Genomic DNA, 15,551 nt, shown 5'->3' with positions numbered 1-15,551 from the left:
GAGAAAACAGGGAAAGCATAAACCGGAGTTTTAATACTCATTTATTTAACAATTCTGCATCATTTTGGCGATGAAATTTCTACAAATTAATTGCTCACCGGATTTAAATATTACGCGGGTTTGTTAATTTAATGTTTCTATTTCGCGTTAAAAAAAATGCTATCGCTTAAAATTCGCCGGGGGCTATTTTTAAGCGATTTATCCCCGTCTGGCAAATAGCGCAGCGTTAATGTGCACGATTTGACGCTGTTTTTCTTAATGCCAGCCAGTCCAGCATCACGCCGAGCAGCACCGCAAGCAGCGCCAGCGCCATCCCTGCCTCAAACAGATGGGTCGGCAGCGTCGCGCTGTGCCAGATATCCGCCGCACGCAGTGCCAGCGTCAGCAGCCAGAGCGCCAGCAGCGTACAGCCCGCCGCGAACAGGCGTACCGTCCAGCGATAACCCTGTGGCCACAGGCTGCGCTTCATGAATTCACCGCTGTGCTGCATTGCCTGTAGCGTGCCGCGACACGCCCACAGCAGCAGCAGGCCCGGTACGGCGGCCATCACGGTAAAGGCATAAAATACCGGCCAGCCCCATAGTTCGACCAGCCAGCCAGCCGCCGGACCGACATACACGCGTCCAACCGCTGACAGCGCTGACAGCAGCGCGAACTGCGTGGCCGAGAACGATTTGTTGCACAACGTCATCAGCAACGCCACAAAGGCGGCGGTGCCCATGCCGCCGCACAGGTTTTCGATAAATACCGCGCTGGCCATGCTCCACAGATGCGGTGGCGTTACCGCCAGCAGCCAGTAAGCGAAATTAGATACCGCCTGCAGCACGCCGAAGATCATCAGCGCGCGGAACAGGCTCAGGCGCTGCATCAGCACGCCGCCGTACAGCGCACCAATAATGGTCGCCAGCAGGCCGAGCGTTTTATTCACCAGACCGACATCACCGGCGCTGAAGCCCACGCCGCGAATCAGGAAGGTGGTGGTGAGCGAAGCGGCGAACGCGTCGCCCAGCTTGTAGAGAATAATTAAGGTGATCAGCAGCCAGGCGTTGTTGCGCTGAAAGAAATCCTTCAGCGGAAACGCGACGGCCTGACGCAGCGAGTGCGGCTCGCGCACCGGTGCCTCAGGTTCACGCGCCAGCAGCGTGGCGATCAGTCCGGGCACCATCAGCAGCGCCATCAGCCAGTAGGTGGCCTGCCAGCCGAGATAGCGATCCGCCAGCCACAGCGCCAGGCCGCCGGAAATCAGCATCGCCAGCCGGTAACCGAGCACGGTAATCGCCGCGCCGCTGCCGCGCTCTTCCGGCGGCAGCACATCGGTTTTCCACGCATCAAACACAATATCCTGCGAGGCTGAGCAGAAAGCCACCAGCACCGCCAGCGCCGCCAGCAGGGTAAGGTCGCGTGATGGCTGCATAAAGCCCATCGCCACAATGCCGACAATCAGCGCTAACTGCGTGACCAGCAGCCAGCCGCGCCGCCGGCCAAGAAAGGGCGGAGTATAGCGATCCATCATCGGCGACCACAGGAACTTAAACACGTAAGCCTGACCGACGAGGGAGAAGAAACCAATGGTTTTCAGGTCGACATTCTCTACCGTCATCCACGCCTGTAGCGTACCGGCGGTCAGCGCCAGCGGCAGACCGGAAGCGAAACCGAGCAGCAGCAGGACCGCAGCGTTACGTTGGGTAAAAATACGCAGATAATGAGATGTCATAGCCAGCCTGAAATGAAGCCCGGTCAGCGGGGACCGGGCAGGTTACTGCGGAAAATTAACGCGCGTTTTGCTTGATGAAGTTATTGACGCTGGTGTCCTGCGCCATATCGGCAATCACGTCGCTCAGGGTCGAGTTAACCGCGTTGGTGATCTTATCGTTAGTGGCGCTGAAGGCACCCTCTACGCTGTAAGTCTGACGGTAGTTTTTCACCTGCTTGTTGCCGTTCTTCGCGGTAGCGATAATAGAGATATCCGCTTTAGTGGTGATGCTGTAACGCACGTTGCCCTGCGTAACATCGGCGTACAGGCCATTAACCACGATCTGCAGATCCACCGCGCCGTTCGGGCCAATCATGTAGCCGCGCGAGGTCATCTGCTTCTCCAGCACTTCCTGCAGCAGGAAACGCAGGTCGCGTGACGGGGTCAGGGTGATCAGCTGGCCGTCGCGGTTCACCTTAGCCAGCGCCTGATCGCTGCGCTGATCGGCACCGTTAACGCTGACGGTAACGCCCATCAGGCTCGGATCCTGCTGTGGCAGCTGGATTTTTGGCTGGATGTTCAGCGTGGTGTTATTGCTGGCGCAGCCGGCCAAAATAAAGGCAGCCAGCAGAGGGAATAACAGTTTTTTCAACATACTCATTCTCGTTAGCATATGGGTTGGTTTGCAAAACTGCGGTCATCATAGCATTGCGGCACGGCGAAAAAAGCCCCGCACCAGGGGAAATTGATTGTAAAGGATTTTTTCGGACAGCCGGACGCGGTAACCAATTGACCGACAGCCTCAGCAGGCTAAGATGCGCAGCGCAGCAGGATTTATTTCCTGCCAGACTGCGGGAAAGGTAAAAAACCTACTAATATTTAAACAGATGGGGCACAGCGCTCGCCGTAGAGGAGTGTTAACAATGATTCGCGAACAAATAGAAGAAAAGCTGCGTAACGCTTTTGAGCCTGCACATCTCGAAGTGCATGACGAAAGCTATCGTCATAACGTGCCTGCCGGTTCTGAAAGTCACTTCAAAGTGGTGATCGTCAGCGACCTTTTCACCGGACAGCGCTTCCTGCAGCGTCACCGTGCCATTTATGGCGAGCTGGCGACCGAGCTGGCAGGCAGCGTCCATGCGCTGGCACTGCATACCTACACGCGCAAAGAGTGGGATGGGCTGCAGGATACCGTACTCGCCTCACCGAACTGTCGCGGTGCCGGTACGCTGGCCTGAGTTTTCCTCTTCAGCTTCCTCCAAAACGGCCTGCGGGCCGTTTTTTCTTACCTCAATGATGCACAAACGCGATCTGCGGCGCAAAAAAGCAGCAAAACCGTTAAAAAGTGGTGAGTTTGCAGCCTCGACTCATTCCGGGGATGCCGCTATAATGCGGCGTCTATTTTTCCGGAATGTCTTCGGGACGCTTCTGGTGACAGGGATTAGGTTCTGCCTGCAGAGGCCGTCCCGGTTGTTGGATACGGCGCATTAATTGTGTGGTGTCTGAAGTTGACCGAGCACGTGATTTTTTGAGGTAACAAGATGACAGTTTCAGTAGAAACCACTCAGGGTCTGGGCCGTCGCATTTCGATTACTGTTCCTAAGGACAGCATCGAAAGCGCAGTGAAGAAAGAACTGGTGGAAGTGGCTAAGAAAGTCCGTATCGACGGTTTCCGTAAAGGCAAAGTGCCGGCTACCATCATTAATCAGCGCTACGGTGCCTCTGTTCGTCAGGACGTCCTGAGCGAGCTGATGACGCGTAACTTCGTTGACGCCATCATCAAAGAGAAGATCAACCCAGCTGGCGCACCGAACTACGTGCCGGGTGAGTATAAAGAAGGTGAAGATTTCACCTACGCGGTTGAGTTCGAAGTGTATCCGGAAGTTGAGCTGAAAGGCCTGGATGCAATCGAAGTCGAAAAACCGGTGGTTGAAGTGACCGACGCTGACGTCGACACCATGCTGGAAACCCTGCAGAAGCAGCAGGCGACCTGGAAAGAGACCGATGCAGCGGCGTCAGCAGAAGATCGCGCGACCATCGATTTCACCGGCTCTGTAGACGGCGAAGAGTTCGAAGGCGGCAAAGCGTCTGACTTCGTGCTGGCGATGGGTCAGGGTCGTATGATCCCAGGCTTCGAAGAGGGCATCACTGGCAAGAAAGCCGGCGACACCTTCACCATCGACGTGAAATTCCCGGATGACTACCACGCGGAAAACCTGAAAGGCAAAGATGCGAAGTTCGACATCGTGCTGAAGAAAGTGGAAACCCGCGAACTGCCGGAGCTGACCGCTGAATTCATCAAGCGTTTCGGCGTGGAAGATGGCTCCATCGAAGGTCTGCGCGCTGAAGTGCGTAAGAACATGGAGCGCGAGCTGAAAGGCGCTATCCGTAACCGCGTGAAGACGCAGGCGATTGACGGTCTGGTTAACGCGAACGAAATCGACGTGCCAGTGGCACTGATCGACAGCGAAATCGACGTTCTGCGTCGTCAGGCTGCACAGCGTTTCGGCGGCAATGAGAAGCAGGCTCTGGAACTGCCACGTGAACTGTTCGAAGAGCAGGCAAAACGTCGCGTTGTGGTCGGTCTGCTGCTGGGCGAAGTAATTCGCATCAACGAGCTGAAAGCCGATGAAGATCGCGTTAAAGCGCTGATCGAAGAGATGGCTTCTGCGTACGAAGATCCGCAGGAAGTGATCGAGTTCTACAGCAAAAACAGCGAGCTGATGAACAACATGCGCAACGTTGCGCTGGAAGAGCAGGCCGTTGAAGCGGTACTGGCGAAAGCCAAAGTGACTGATAAAGCCACTAACTTCCAGGAGCTGATGAACCAGACCTCTGCGGCCTGATTCGTGAGTTAACCCTGAGTGCTAAAGCCCGCGACCGCTGTGTCGCGGGCTTTTTCGTTTCTGGCGGAAACCAACCACATTTGTGCGCTATTTGACTAATTAATCGGCAAATTCTTCGCTAAGCTGTTTTTCCGTGTTAGCGAATGGGGAAAAGGTTGTTATGCTTGAAACAACTGGGCTGCATCCCCAGATACAGGGAGAATGCGTGAAAACAGTAAGACTGGCTGATTAACCGTCCTGTTATGTCGGAACGAGACCGCTGCGCATAGTTTTCGCCGCGCGCCTCGCGTAAAATCGGTACAGAATGTTGCCAATGAAATTTATCAGGAGACGGTAATGTCATACAGTGGCGATCGTGAATTTACTGCACCAACCAATGCGCTGGTGCCAATGGTGGTCGAACAAACCTCGCGCGGCGAGCGTTCTTACGACATCTACTCCCGCCTGCTTAAAGAGCGCGTGATCTTCCTGACCGGTCAGGTTGAGGATCACATGGCGAACCTGATTGTGGCGCAGATGCTGTTTCTGGAAGCTGAGAATCCTGAAAAAGACATTTACCTCTACATTAACTCGCCAGGTGGTGTGATTACCGCCGGTATGTCGATTTATGACACAATGAAGTTCATCAAGCCGGACGTGAGCACCATCTGTATGGGCCAGGCCTGTTCGATGGGCGCATTCCTGCTGACGGCGGGGACCAAAGGCAAGCGCTTCTGTCTCCCAAACTCACGCGTGATGATTCACCAGCCGCTGGGCGGCTATCAGGGCCAGGCGACGGATATTGAGATCCACGCGCGTGAAATCCTGAAAGTGAAGCAGCGTATGAATGAGCTTATGGCGGAACATACCGGCAAATCGCTGGAGCAGATTGAACGCGACACCGAGCGCGATCGTTTCCTCTCTGCCAGCGAAGCGGTAGAGTATGGCCTGGTCGACTCCATCCTGACGCATCGCCAATAAGACACATCTGTCTGCCCCTTACGCTATAGTTAACGGGTGCAGACAGGTGAGTTGCATGCATATCGGCCGTTGCTGTGCGGCCATTGCCGTACACCAATTAGGTCTGAGAACGAAAAGAGGTTAGCTGATGACAGATAAGCGCAAAGACGGTTCAGGTAAGTTGCTGTACTGCTCTTTCTGCGGCAAAAGCCAGCATGAAGTCCGTAAGCTGATTGCCGGGCCGTCAGTGTATATTTGCGACGAGTGTGTCGATCTGTGTAACGACATCATTCGCGAAGAGATTAAAGAAGTGGCCCCGCACCGCGAGCGCAGCGCGCTCCCGACGCCGCATGAGATCCGCCATCACCTTGACGATTATGTTATCGGTCAGGAGAAGGCGAAAAAAGTGCTGGCGGTGGCGGTGTACAACCACTACAAACGTCTGCGTAACGGCGACACCAGCAACGGGATTGAACTGGGCAAAAGTAACATTCTGCTGATCGGTCCAACCGGTAGCGGTAAGACCCTGCTGGCGGAAACGCTGGCGCGCCTGCTGGATGTGCCTTTCACCATGGCGGATGCCACCACGCTGACCGAAGCCGGTTATGTGGGCGAGGATGTGGAAAACATCATCCAGAAACTGCTGCAGAAGTGCGACTACGACGTACAGAAAGCGCAGCGCGGCATCGTGTACATCGATGAAATCGATAAGATTTCCCGTAAATCAGACAACCCGTCTATCACCCGTGATGTGTCAGGTGAAGGCGTGCAGCAGGCGCTGCTGAAACTGATTGAAGGCACAGTGGCTGCCGTGCCGCCGCAGGGTGGACGTAAGCATCCGCAGCAGGAGTTTCTGCAGGTCGATACCTCGAAAATCCTGTTTATCTGTGGCGGTGCGTTTGCCGGCCTCGATAAAGTGATTTCACAGCGTGTTGAAACCGGCTCCGGTATTGGCTTTGGCGCGACCGTCAAAGGTAAATCGCAGAAAGCCAGCGAAGGCGAGTTGCTGTCACAGGTTGAGCCGGAAGATCTGATCAAATTTGGTCTGATTCCGGAGTTCATTGGTCGTCTGCCGGTGGTGGCGACGCTCAACGAACTGAGCGAAGAAGCGCTGATCCAGATCCTGCGTGAACCGAAAAACGCGCTGACCAAGCAGTATCAGGCGCTGTTTAACCTGGAAGGCGTGGAGCTGGAGTTCCGTGACGAAGCGCTGACGGCGATTGCGAAGAAAGCCAACTCGCGTAAAACCGGGGCACGTGGTCTGCGTTCTATCGTAGAAGCGGCGCTGCTCGAAACCATGTACGACCTGCCATCAATGGAAGGCGTAGAGAAAGTGGTGATCGATGAGTCAGTAATCGAGGGGCAATCTGACCCGATGCTGATTTACGGTAAGCATGAAGCCCAGGCTTCTGGCGAATAAATAATCAATTACACCACGTTGTTATCTTAAAAAAGGGGAAAATGTTTCCCCTTTTATTTTTCTCACCTCTGTGACATTGAATGTCGTGCAAGCATCCCCATATACTCATAATCTTGTGGGTCTAACTGCATACAGCCTGTATCACGCGGTTCCCATCACCTGGCGGACATTAAACTAAGAGAGAGCTCTATGAATCCTGAGCGTTCTGAACGCATTGAAATCCCCGTGTTGCCGTTGCGCGACGTGGTGGTTTATCCGCACATGGTAATTCCGTTGTTTGTTGGTCGGGAAAAATCGATTCGTTGCCTCGAAGCGGCGATGGATCATGACAAGAAGATCATGCTGGTTGCCCAGAAAGAGGCTTCAACGGATGAACCTGGTATTAACGATCTCTTCGCGGTAGGGACCGTTGCTTCCGTACTGCAGATGCTGAAACTGCCAGACGGCACCGTTAAGGTGCTGGTGGAAGGTCTTCAGCGCGCACACATCACCACTTTAGCGGACAATGGCGACCACTTTGTTGCCCAGGCCGAATACCTGATCTCGCCGGAAATTGAAGAGCGCGAGCAGGAAGTGCTGGTGCGTACCGCCATCAATCAGTTTGAAGGCTACATCAAGCTGAACAAAAAAATCCCGCCGGAGGTGCTGACTTCACTCAACAGCATCGACGACGCGGCGCGTCTCGCCGACACCGTGGCGGCGCACATGCCGCTTAAGCTGGCTGACAAACAGTCAGTGCTGGAGATGTCCGACATCAATGAGCGTCTGGAATATCTCATGGCGATGATGGAATCGGAAATCGATCTGCTGCAGGTTGAGAAGCGTATTCGCAACCGCGTTAAAAAGCAGATGGAGAAAAGCCAGCGCGAGTACTATCTGAATGAGCAAATGAAAGCGATTCAGAAAGAGCTGGGCGAGATGGACGATGCGCCGGATGAATACGAAGCGCTGAAACGCAAAATCGACGCGGCGAAAATGCCGGTCGAGTCGCGCGAGAAGGCCGAAGCCGAACTGCAGAAGCTGAAGATGATGTCACCGATGTCAGCGGAAGCCACCGTGGTGCGCGGCTACATCGACTGGATGGTGCAGGTACCGTGGAACGCACGCAGCAAGGTGAAAAAAGACCTGCGGAAAGCGCAGGAGACGCTGGATACCGACCATTACGGTCTGGAGCGCGTGAAAGACCGCATCCTTGAGTATCTTGCGGTGCAGAGTCGCGTCAGCAAAATTAAAGGGCCGATTCTGTGTCTGGTCGGACCGCCGGGCGTGGGTAAAACCTCGCTGGGACAGTCAATCGCCAAAGCCACTGGCCGTAAATATGTGCGTATGGCGCTGGGCGGCGTGCGTGACGAAGCGGAAATCCGCGGCCACCGTCGTACCTATATCGGGTCGATGCCGGGCAAACTGATCCAGAAAATGGCCAAAGTCGGCGTGAAAAACCCGCTGTTCCTGCTGGATGAGATCGACAAAATGTCATCCGACATGCGCGGCGATCCGGCTTCAGCGCTGCTGGAGGTACTGGATCCGGAGCAGAACATTGCGTTCAACGATCATTATCTGGAAGTGGATTACGATCTGTCAGATGTGATGTTTGTGGCTACCTCTAACTCCATGAACATTCCGGCTCCGCTGCTGGATCGTATGGAAGTGATTCGTCTCTCCGGCTACACCGAAGATGAGAAGCTCAACATCGCTAAACAGCACCTGCTGCCGAAGCAGATCGAGCGTAATGCGCTGAAAGAGAAAGAGATCAGCGTTGACGACAGCGCCATTATCGGCATCATCCGCTATTACACCCGTGAAGCGGGCGTGCGTAGCCTGGAGCGCGAACTCTCCAAGCTGTGCCGTAAAGCGGTGAAAGCGCTGCTGATGGACAAAGCGAAAAAGAGCATCAAAATCACCGGCGAAAACCTCAAGGATTTCCTGGGTGTGCAGCGTTTTGACTACGGCCGTGCCGACAGCGAAAACCGTGTTGGTCAGGTCACCGGCCTGGCGTGGACCGAAGTGGGCGGCGATCTGCTGACCATCGAAACCGCCTGCGTGCCGGGCAAAGGCAAGCTGACCTACACCGGTTCACTCGGTGAGGTGATGCAGGAGTCAATCCAGGCGGCGCTGACGGTAGTCCGCGCCCGTGCGGAGAAACTCGGCATCAACGGTGACTTCTACGAGAAGCGTGACATCCACGTGCACGTACCGGAAGGAGCGACGCCGAAAGATGGTCCAAGCGCCGGTATCGCGATGTGTACCGCGCTGGTCTCCTGTCTGACCGGTAACCCGGTGCGTTCGGACGTGGCGATGACCGGCGAGATTACGCTGCGCGGTCAGGTACTGCCGATTGGTGGCCTGAAAGAGAAACTGCTGGCGGCGCATCGCGGCGGCATCAAAACCGTGCTGATCCCGGACGAAAACAAGCGCGATCTGGAAGAGATTCCACAGAACGTGATTGCCGATCTGTCGATTCATCCGGTGAAGCGTATTGAAGAAGTGCTGAGCCTGGCGCTGGAAAATGCCCCGTACGGGATGCAGGTTGCCACGGCAAAATAGTGATTAGCGACAAAAAGCGCTAAAAAGCGAAGCTGGCAGGCCAAATCGGGCTTGCCAGCTTTTTTTTGTGCCGCTAATTTAGGGGGCTGCTGGATCAACGATTAAGATGAATACCGTTGTTTCAGCTCCACAGGCTTGATATAACTGGCTGCGCGTTCGCACCGGGCGGGAAGCGCGGGTGCGAGTGAATAATAAAAGAGGGGATGAAGAGAGTGAATAAGTCACAGTTGATCGACAAAATTGCTGCAGACGCTGACATTTCTAAAGCGGCGGCGGGACGTGTGTTAGATGCATTCATGGGCTCCGTTTCTGACGCGCTGAAAGGCGGTGACGAAGTGGCACTGGTCGGTTTCGGTACCTTCTCTGTACGCGAGCGTGCTGCCCGCACCGGCCGTAACCCACAAACCGGTAAAGAAATCACCATCCCGGCTGGTAAAGTACCGGGCTTCCGTGCAGGTAAAGCACTGAAAGACGCCGTCAATTAATGACCGCTGACCTGTCCATCGAAGCATTTTCTTCCATGGATTGAGGACGAAAAAGGCGTTCTCATGTAACATACGGGCACATCATTTTTGATGTGCCTTTTTTTATCTTGATGCGCGACTTTAGCCGCTGGCTTCAGTCTCCGCATGGTTGCCAGCTGCCAGCCTGAACCGCAGCTGCACGATGATGACATCGTGTCAGAGCTTTACATCCACACTACAGCGGAGTGTTGTCATACCATGATGGACAATTTACGCGCGGCGTCGAACCATGTCGTGCTCAAGATCATTCTGGGATTGATCATCCTGTCATTCGTACTGACCGGGGTGGGCAACTACCTGATTGGCGGTAACAGCGATTACGCTGCCAAAGTGAACGGCCATGAAATTAGCCGCGGTGAGCTGGAACAGGCGTTTAACAACGAGCGCAACCGTCAGCAGCAGATGCTGGGCGACCAGTTCTCGCAGCTGGCCAGCAACGACGGCTACATGCAGCAGATGCGCCAGCAGGCGCTGTCGCAGCTGATCGATCAGGCGCTGCTCGATCAGTACATCAAAGATCTGCACATTGGCATCAGCGACGATCAGGTGAAGCAGGCTATTTTCAATCAGCAGGCTTTCCAGACCAACGGTAAGTTCGACAACGCGAAATACAACGGCCTGATCGCCAGCATGGGCTTCAGTGCCGATCAGTACGCCGAAGCGCTGCGCAAGCAGCTGGCGACGCAGCAGCTGATTAACGCCATCGCCAATACCGACTTCATGCTGAAGGGTGAAACCAGCAAGCTGGTGGATCTGGTCTCGCAGCAGCGCGAGATTCGTCAGGCGGTGATTGACGTTAATGCGCTGGCCGCGAAACAAACCGCCAGCGACGACGAAATCAATCAGTACTACCAGCAGCATCAGAGCAGCTTTATGGCACCTGAGCAGTTCCGCGTCAGCTATATCAAAATGGATGCGGCCAGCCTGCAGGAGAACGCCAGCGAAGCGGATATTCAGAGCTGGTACGATCAGCACAAAGCCGACTATTCACAGCCGCAGCGCAACCGTTACAGCATCATTCAGACCAAAACCGAAGCCGATGCCAACGCGGTGCTGGATGCGCTGAAAAAGGGCGAGGATTTCGCCACGCTGGCGAAGAGCAAATCCATCGACCCAATCTCTGCGCGTAAAGGCGGCGACATGGGCTGGCTGGAGCCGAACACCACGCCGGACGAACTGAAAAACGCCAACCTGACGCAGAAAGGTCAGCTGTCTGGCGTGATCAAGTCCTCAGTAGGTTTCCTGGTGGTGCGTCTGGACGATATCCAGCCAGAGCAGGTTAAACCGCTGGCGGAGGTGCACGATGCGGTGGCGGATAAAGTGAAGCAGGAAAAAGCCGTCGACGCCTTCTATAAGATGCAGCAGAAGGTGAGCGAAGCCGCCAGCAACGACAACGAATCCCTGGCGGGCGCCGCACAGGCATCTGGCCTGAAAGTGGTGGAAACGGGCTGGATCACCCGCGATAACGTGCCGGCCGATCTCGATTTCGATGCGGTTAAACAGGCGATCTTCAACGGTGGCCTGACCGGTCAGAACGGCGCGCCGGGCAACAACTCTGACATCATCAGCGTCGATGGCGATCGGGCGTTTGTGTTGCGCATCAGCGAGCACAAACCGGAAGCGGTTAAACCGCTGGATCAGGTCAAAGCGCAGATTGCCGACAGCCTGAAGCATGACAAAGCGACGCAGCAGGCCAAAGCGCAGGCAGACAAATTGCTGACCGAGCTGAAAGCGGGCAAACAGGACGCGCTACAGGCGGCTGGCCTGACGCTGAGCGCCAGCAAAACCGTCGATCGCAACGCCCAGGATCCGGTGGCTCAGGCCGCATTCAACCTGCCACAGCCAGCGGATAACCAGCCGTCGTGGGGTGTCAGCGAAGATATGCAGGGTAACGTGGTGCTGGTCGCGCTGGATAAGGTCAGCGCGGGCAACATGCCGCAGGCGCAGATCGACGAAATGGTGAAAGGCGTGACGCAAAACAACGCGCAGATTGCCTTTGAAGCGCTGCTGGAAAACCTGCGTAAAGAGGCGAAGATTAAGTACGGCGCCGCCGCACAAAACCAGTAAGCCTCACAAAAAAAGGTAAACTGCTGCAATACCGAAAGGCCGCTTCTGCGGCCTTTTCCATTTCTGATCATCGCCTTTTGAGTGGGTTTCTCGCTTGTGCCACCCTGCAGTGGCTGTCAAACACAAGGAGAAACACAGCATGGTTAAATCAACATTTCGTGCCTTTTGCATCACGCTGGCGCTGGGCGGCGCGCTCTGGACCAGCGGACTGGCGGCGGCGGAAAGCCCCAGTGAAACGCAGGCGACGCAGGTGTCCACGCCGCAGCCGGAACAGGTCAGCATCAATCAGGCCACGGCCGAGCAGCTGGCCGCCGCCATGAACGGTATTGGACTGAAAAAAGCGCAGGCGATTGTCAGCTATCGTGAGCAGTACGGGCCCTTCAGCGCCATCGAGCAGCTGAAAGAAGTACCGGGTATTGGCAGTGCGCTGGTGGAGCGGAACAGCGCGCGGCTGAAATTGTGAAGCGGCTCGCGACTCTGAAGGATTGCTAAAGCGGCCCATCAGGCTGTGCTATGCTCAACAGGTCCAACCAGTTGTCATTCACAGCCTGAACAGGAGCAATCATGCAAACCACCATCAAAGTGCGCGGCTATCATCTTGACGTCTATCAGCATGTGAACAATGCGCGCTACCTGGAGTTTCTGGAAGAGGCGCGCTGGCAGTGGCTGGAAGATGCCGATGCCTTTCACTGGCTGCTGGAGCAGCAGCTGGCGTTTGTGGTGGTGAATATCAACATTAACTATCGTCGTCCGGCGGTGCTGGGCGACGTGCTGCACATTGAGAGCGAGGTCTCGCAGCTCAACGGCAAAAGCGGCATTATTTTACAGCGGGTTGTGCTGGCGGGTGATAACACGCTGGTGGCGGATGCGGCGCTGACCTTCGTCTGCATCGATTTGCGCACGCAAAAAACCGTGCCGCTGGAAGGGGAGTTACGTGAACGCCTGGCGGCATTGATGACCGCGCCTTCCTGAGCTGGCATGCCCAGAAAGCACGCCAGCCCGCAGCGCGGCCGCAATCAGCGCAGGCCGCTTTTCTGTTTCATCGCCGCCATCACGCTGGCCGCATTGGCCTGGTAATCGGCCAGACCGCGCGCACGCAGGTGGCAGGCCGCGCACTCACCACAGCCGTCGCCTTTAACGCCGTTGTAGCAGGTTAGCGTCTCCGAACGGACCAGCGGCAACTGCTGCCAGTAGTCCGCCAGCGCCCAGGTTTCCGCTTTATTCAGCCACATCAGCGGCGTTTCAAAACGCACTTCGCGCGCCATGCCGAGAGTGACGGCGTTGTTCAGCGCTTTGACAAACTCGTCGCGGCAATCCGGGTAGCCGGAAAAATCGGTTTCACATACGCCGGTGATCACCGCTTCGGCTTCCACCTGATAGGCATAAATTGAGGCCAGCGTCAGAAACAGGATGTTACGTCCCGGCACGAAGGTGCTGGGCAGGCCGCTGGCCTGTGGATTGTAGGCCGGCACCGGAATGTTATCGCGCGTCAGGCTGCTGACCGCCAGTTCATTGAGCAGCGTTACGTCCAGCACTTTGTGCGCCCGCGCGCCCAGCTGGTGCGCCAGCTCTGCGGCGACGCTGATCTCTTCGCGATGGCGCTGACCATAATCAAAGGTCACGCAGTGCACTTCATCATACTGCTGCAGCGCCTGAATCAGACAGGTGGTGGAGTCTTGTCCGCCACTGAATACGACAACGGCTCGTTTCATGTTTTCTTCCCCATAAATCAGTGCGCCTATGGTACTGGCTCTGGCGCGGGCTGAACAGCACCGCCTGCGGCAGGCGGCGGGATCCAGGCGCGGGTGAAATCGAACCAGCCCATGCTGTTAAGCTGAATACCTTCGACGCCTGGTGGAGCAAACACCTGGTAGCGATAGTTAAACAGCGGCAGCAGATGGCCGTCGCGCATTAGCTGCTGAAACAGCTGATGAATCGCGGCGCTGCGCAGTGCCGGACTGGCCTGACGGGCGATAGCGTGCAGCGGTGCCTGCAGCACCGCCGGACGCAGCGGTTGCCAGGCCGCATCATTTTCCAGCCAGTTCACCAGGGTAAACTGCGGCGCATCACCAATCAGACGGTCGCCCATGATGATGTCGGCGTCACTCAGATCGATGTCGTCGCGCCAGCTTTTTACGTCGTGAAATACGCAGGTGAGGGTACAGCCCTGTGCCGCCAGCAGCGGCACCAGCGCCTGGGCCATGACGTGCAGTTCGATGGGCAGGTGATAATGCAGCGTCAGCGTTGCGGGCAGTGTGCCCTCCGGGCGGTGCGGGGCGGGCAGCGGCCAGCCGGGCAGCAGCTCTGCGGTTGGTGTAATTAAGCCTTCATCCAGCGGCAGCTGCTGAATGACGCCGCTGTGCTGAATCAGCGCGAGCAGCGTTTTGGCCTGCGCCTGGCTGAAGCGAGCCGAGAAACGCGGCGCCAGGTAACAGAAACCGAGACTGATGCTGCGATCCACCGGCCGCAGCGTGTCCAGCTCGTCGGGATCGCCAATGGCGATCTGCACCGGATGGCGACAGCTGGTGCCCAGCCCGCGCTCGAACAGCTGCGGCGTAATCCAGTATTCAACCACCTGAATCAGCGGACGCTGATGGTGCCAGCGTGCATGGCTCTCCAGCCGCACCAGCTCGCGGGTAAAGTGCGTCAGGCGCCATGGTCCGCTGCCGGTATCGGCATGCTCCGGATGCGGCAGCAGGCAAAACTGATGCGCCAGCCGCTGCGGCAGCCAGTAATCGCTGGTGCGCAACCGGATACGCAGCGCCAGCGGATGTGGTGCATCGATGTGTTCCACCGCCGCCAGCAGACGGCCGCCCTGCGGCGTCTGCATGATTCGTTGCAGCTGCTGGACCAGCTGTGCCGCCTGCACCGGTTCGTCGTTATGCCAGCTGAGCAGTGGCCGCAGCCAGAAATACCATTCGCGGCCCTGCGCATCGTGCTGCCAGTGATGTGCCAGATCGCCCTCGACATCATCCGCGTTAAAGCGCGTCAGGCCGGAAAAAATCTGGCGTACCAGATGCTGCTCGGCGCGTCCGGTGAGCTGCAACGGATCCAGCGCCTCCATCGCGCGATAATAGGGAATGCGCAGCACCGGCGCCTGATTCTGCCACTGGCCGCCCATCAGTGGGCGCAGCATTTTCACCAGCCGTTCAGGCGCGACATCCAGTACCTGCAGTGCCAGTACCGCTTCACCGGCTGCCAGCTGCTGGCTGAGCATTTGCTGACGCAGCTGTTCGGGAGAGAGCAGAAAGCGCAGTTCGCCCTGTTTACCGCGTCCCGCCGCACCGTGCCACTGCAGCCAGCCCGCCTGCTGCCACTGCCGCAGCAGGGTACGCACGTGGCGCTCGCTGCAAAAGCAGTGCTGCGCCATGGCCGCAACGCTGATGCGCTGCGCTTCGCCCTGGCTAAGCTGCCACAGGCGCTGAAACTGATTAACCCGATGAAGCTGTCGCATGATTAAACCCGGAACAGTTTTTTGAAAGTATTCACTATTAGTTCCGTAATTACCAGGCGATAGT

Annotated in this window: 13 protein-coding genes; 9 read left to right on the top strand and 4 right to left on the bottom strand. The window is 56.4% G+C overall.

All coding sequences use genetic code 11. The annotated features are described in order from the left end of the window. Nucleotides 1-226: 226 nt before the first annotated feature. Both ampG and ABVR31_RS14175 read right to left on the bottom strand, forming a co-directional pair. Entirely contained in the window at nucleotides 227-1,714 is a 1,488-nt protein-coding gene (ampG, locus tag ABVR31_RS14180; RefSeq protein WP_372773233.1) for a muropeptide MFS transporter AmpG, read from the bottom strand. Nucleotides 1,715-1,769: 55 nt separating this feature from the next. Further along, nucleotides 1,770-2,348: a lipoprotein gene (locus tag ABVR31_RS14175; RefSeq protein WP_021507183.1), complete on the bottom strand. Its 579-nt coding sequence runs from the start codon at nucleotides 2,346-2,348 to the stop codon at nucleotides 1,770-1,772. A 268-nt stretch (nucleotides 2,349-2,616) separates the two neighbouring features. Here ABVR31_RS14175 and bolA point away from each other — a divergent pair, with 268 nt between their 5' ends. The 9 genes from bolA to ABVR31_RS14130 all read left to right on the top strand — a co-directional run bounded on the left by bolA (nucleotide 2,617) and on the right by ABVR31_RS14130 (nucleotide 13,005). Beyond that, nucleotides 2,617-2,931 carry a transcriptional regulator BolA gene (gene bolA / locus ABVR31_RS14170; RefSeq protein ID WP_058757958.1) on the top strand — a complete coding sequence of 105 codons (315 nt, stop codon included), beginning with the start codon at nucleotides 2,617-2,619 and terminating at the stop codon, nucleotides 2,929-2,931. A gap of 303 nt (nucleotides 2,932-3,234) precedes the next feature. Next, on the top strand, nucleotides 3,235-4,539 hold the full coding sequence (gene tig, locus ABVR31_RS14165; protein ID WP_021507185.1) for a trigger factor: 1,305 nt from the start codon (nucleotides 3,235-3,237) through the stop codon (nucleotides 4,537-4,539). Between the two features lie 336 nt (nucleotides 4,540-4,875). Then, complete coding sequence (gene clpP / locus ABVR31_RS14160) at nucleotides 4,876-5,499, top strand: ATP-dependent Clp endopeptidase proteolytic subunit ClpP (RefSeq protein ID WP_010616837.1); 624 nt, start codon at nucleotides 4,876-4,878, stop codon at nucleotides 5,497-5,499. 127 nt (nucleotides 5,500-5,626) lie between these two features. Further along, nucleotides 5,627-6,898, top strand: a complete 1,272-nt coding sequence (gene clpX / locus ABVR31_RS14155; protein ID WP_021507186.1) for an ATP-dependent protease ATP-binding subunit ClpX — start codon at nucleotides 5,627-5,629, stop codon at nucleotides 6,896-6,898. A gap of 189 nt (nucleotides 6,899-7,087) precedes the next feature. Continuing rightward, entirely contained in the window at nucleotides 7,088-9,442 is a 2,355-nt protein-coding gene (gene lon / locus ABVR31_RS14150; protein ID WP_372773230.1) for an endopeptidase La, read from the top strand. 212 nt (nucleotides 9,443-9,654) lie between these two features. Next, entirely contained in the window at nucleotides 9,655-9,927 is a 273-nt protein-coding gene (hupB, locus tag ABVR31_RS14145) for a nucleoid-associated protein HU-beta (protein ID WP_014606441.1), read from the top strand. 237 nt (nucleotides 9,928-10,164) lie between these two features. Then, entirely contained in the window at nucleotides 10,165-12,033 is a 1,869-nt protein-coding gene (gene ppiD, locus ABVR31_RS14140; RefSeq protein ID WP_150361506.1) for a peptidylprolyl isomerase, read from the top strand. A gap of 139 nt (nucleotides 12,034-12,172) precedes the next feature. Next, nucleotides 12,173-12,496: a helix-hairpin-helix domain-containing protein gene (locus ABVR31_RS14135; protein WP_021507189.1), complete on the top strand. Its 324-nt coding sequence runs from the start codon at nucleotides 12,173-12,175 to the stop codon at nucleotides 12,494-12,496. Nucleotides 12,497-12,597: 101 nt separating this feature from the next. Beyond that, nucleotides 12,598-13,005: a thioesterase family protein gene (locus ABVR31_RS14130; protein ID WP_058769390.1), complete on the top strand. Its 408-nt coding sequence runs from the start codon at nucleotides 12,598-12,600 to the stop codon at nucleotides 13,003-13,005. 44 nt (nucleotides 13,006-13,049) lie between these two features. Here the strand turns inward: ABVR31_RS14130 and queC are convergent, their stop codons facing one another. Together queC and ABVR31_RS14120 are read right to left on the bottom strand one after the other, a co-directional pair. Then, complete coding sequence (gene queC, locus ABVR31_RS14125; RefSeq protein ID WP_058775231.1) at nucleotides 13,050-13,745, bottom strand: 7-cyano-7-deazaguanine synthase QueC; 696 nt, start codon at nucleotides 13,743-13,745, stop codon at nucleotides 13,050-13,052. A 26-nt stretch (nucleotides 13,746-13,771) separates the two neighbouring features. After that, nucleotides 13,772-15,487 (bottom strand): SgrR family transcriptional regulator, encoded by a 1,716-nt coding sequence (locus tag ABVR31_RS14120; RefSeq protein ID WP_372773227.1) that lies wholly within the window; start codon nucleotides 15,485-15,487, stop codon nucleotides 13,772-13,774. Nucleotides 15,488-15,551 lie beyond the last annotated feature (64 nt).

Origin of the sequence: Pantoea sp. WEP, assembly GCF_041678305.1 — a bacterium.
GTDB lineage: Bacteria > Pseudomonadota > Gammaproteobacteria > Enterobacterales > Enterobacteriaceae > Pantoea > Pantoea dispersa.
The sequence above is the reverse complement of the archived record's forward strand: the minus strand, read 5'-3'. Positions and strand labels throughout refer to the sequence as shown.

Bases quoted from the DNA above. Each gene is read 5' to 3' on its own strand.
- clpX (WP_021507186.1), top strand. From the start codon at position 5,627: ATGACAGATAAGCGCAAAGACGGTTCAGGTAAGTTGCTGTACTGCTCT.
- tig (WP_021507185.1), top strand. From the start codon at position 3,235: ATGACAGTTTCAGTAGAAACCACTCAGGGTCTGGGCCGTCGCATTTCG.
- ABVR31_RS14135 (WP_021507189.1), top strand. From the start codon at position 12,173: ATGGTTAAATCAACATTTCGTGCCTTTTGCATCACGCTGGCGCTGGGC.
- lon (WP_372773230.1), top strand. From the start codon at position 7,088: ATGAATCCTGAGCGTTCTGAACGCATTGAAATCCCCGTGTTGCCGTTG.
- clpP (WP_010616837.1), top strand. From the start codon at position 4,876: ATGTCATACAGTGGCGATCGTGAATTTACTGCACCAACCAATGCGCTG.
- ABVR31_RS14175 (WP_021507183.1), bottom strand. From the start codon at position 2,348: ATGTTGAAAAAACTGTTATTCCCTCTGCTGGCTGCCTTTATTTTGGCC.
- bolA (WP_058757958.1), top strand. From the start codon at position 2,617: ATGATTCGCGAACAAATAGAAGAAAAGCTGCGTAACGCTTTTGAGCCT.
- ampG (WP_372773233.1), bottom strand. From the start codon at position 1,714: ATGACATCTCATTATCTGCGTATTTTTACCCAACGTAACGCTGCGGTC.
- queC (WP_058775231.1), bottom strand. From the start codon at position 13,745: ATGAAACGAGCCGTTGTCGTATTCAGTGGCGGACAAGACTCCACCACC.
- ppiD (WP_150361506.1), top strand. From the start codon at position 10,165: ATGATGGACAATTTACGCGCGGCGTCGAACCATGTCGTGCTCAAGATC.
- ABVR31_RS14130 (WP_058769390.1), top strand. From the start codon at position 12,598: ATGCAAACCACCATCAAAGTGCGCGGCTATCATCTTGACGTCTATCAG.
- ABVR31_RS14120 (WP_372773227.1), bottom strand. From the start codon at position 15,487: ATGCGACAGCTTCATCGGGTTAATCAGTTTCAGCGCCTGTGGCAGCTT.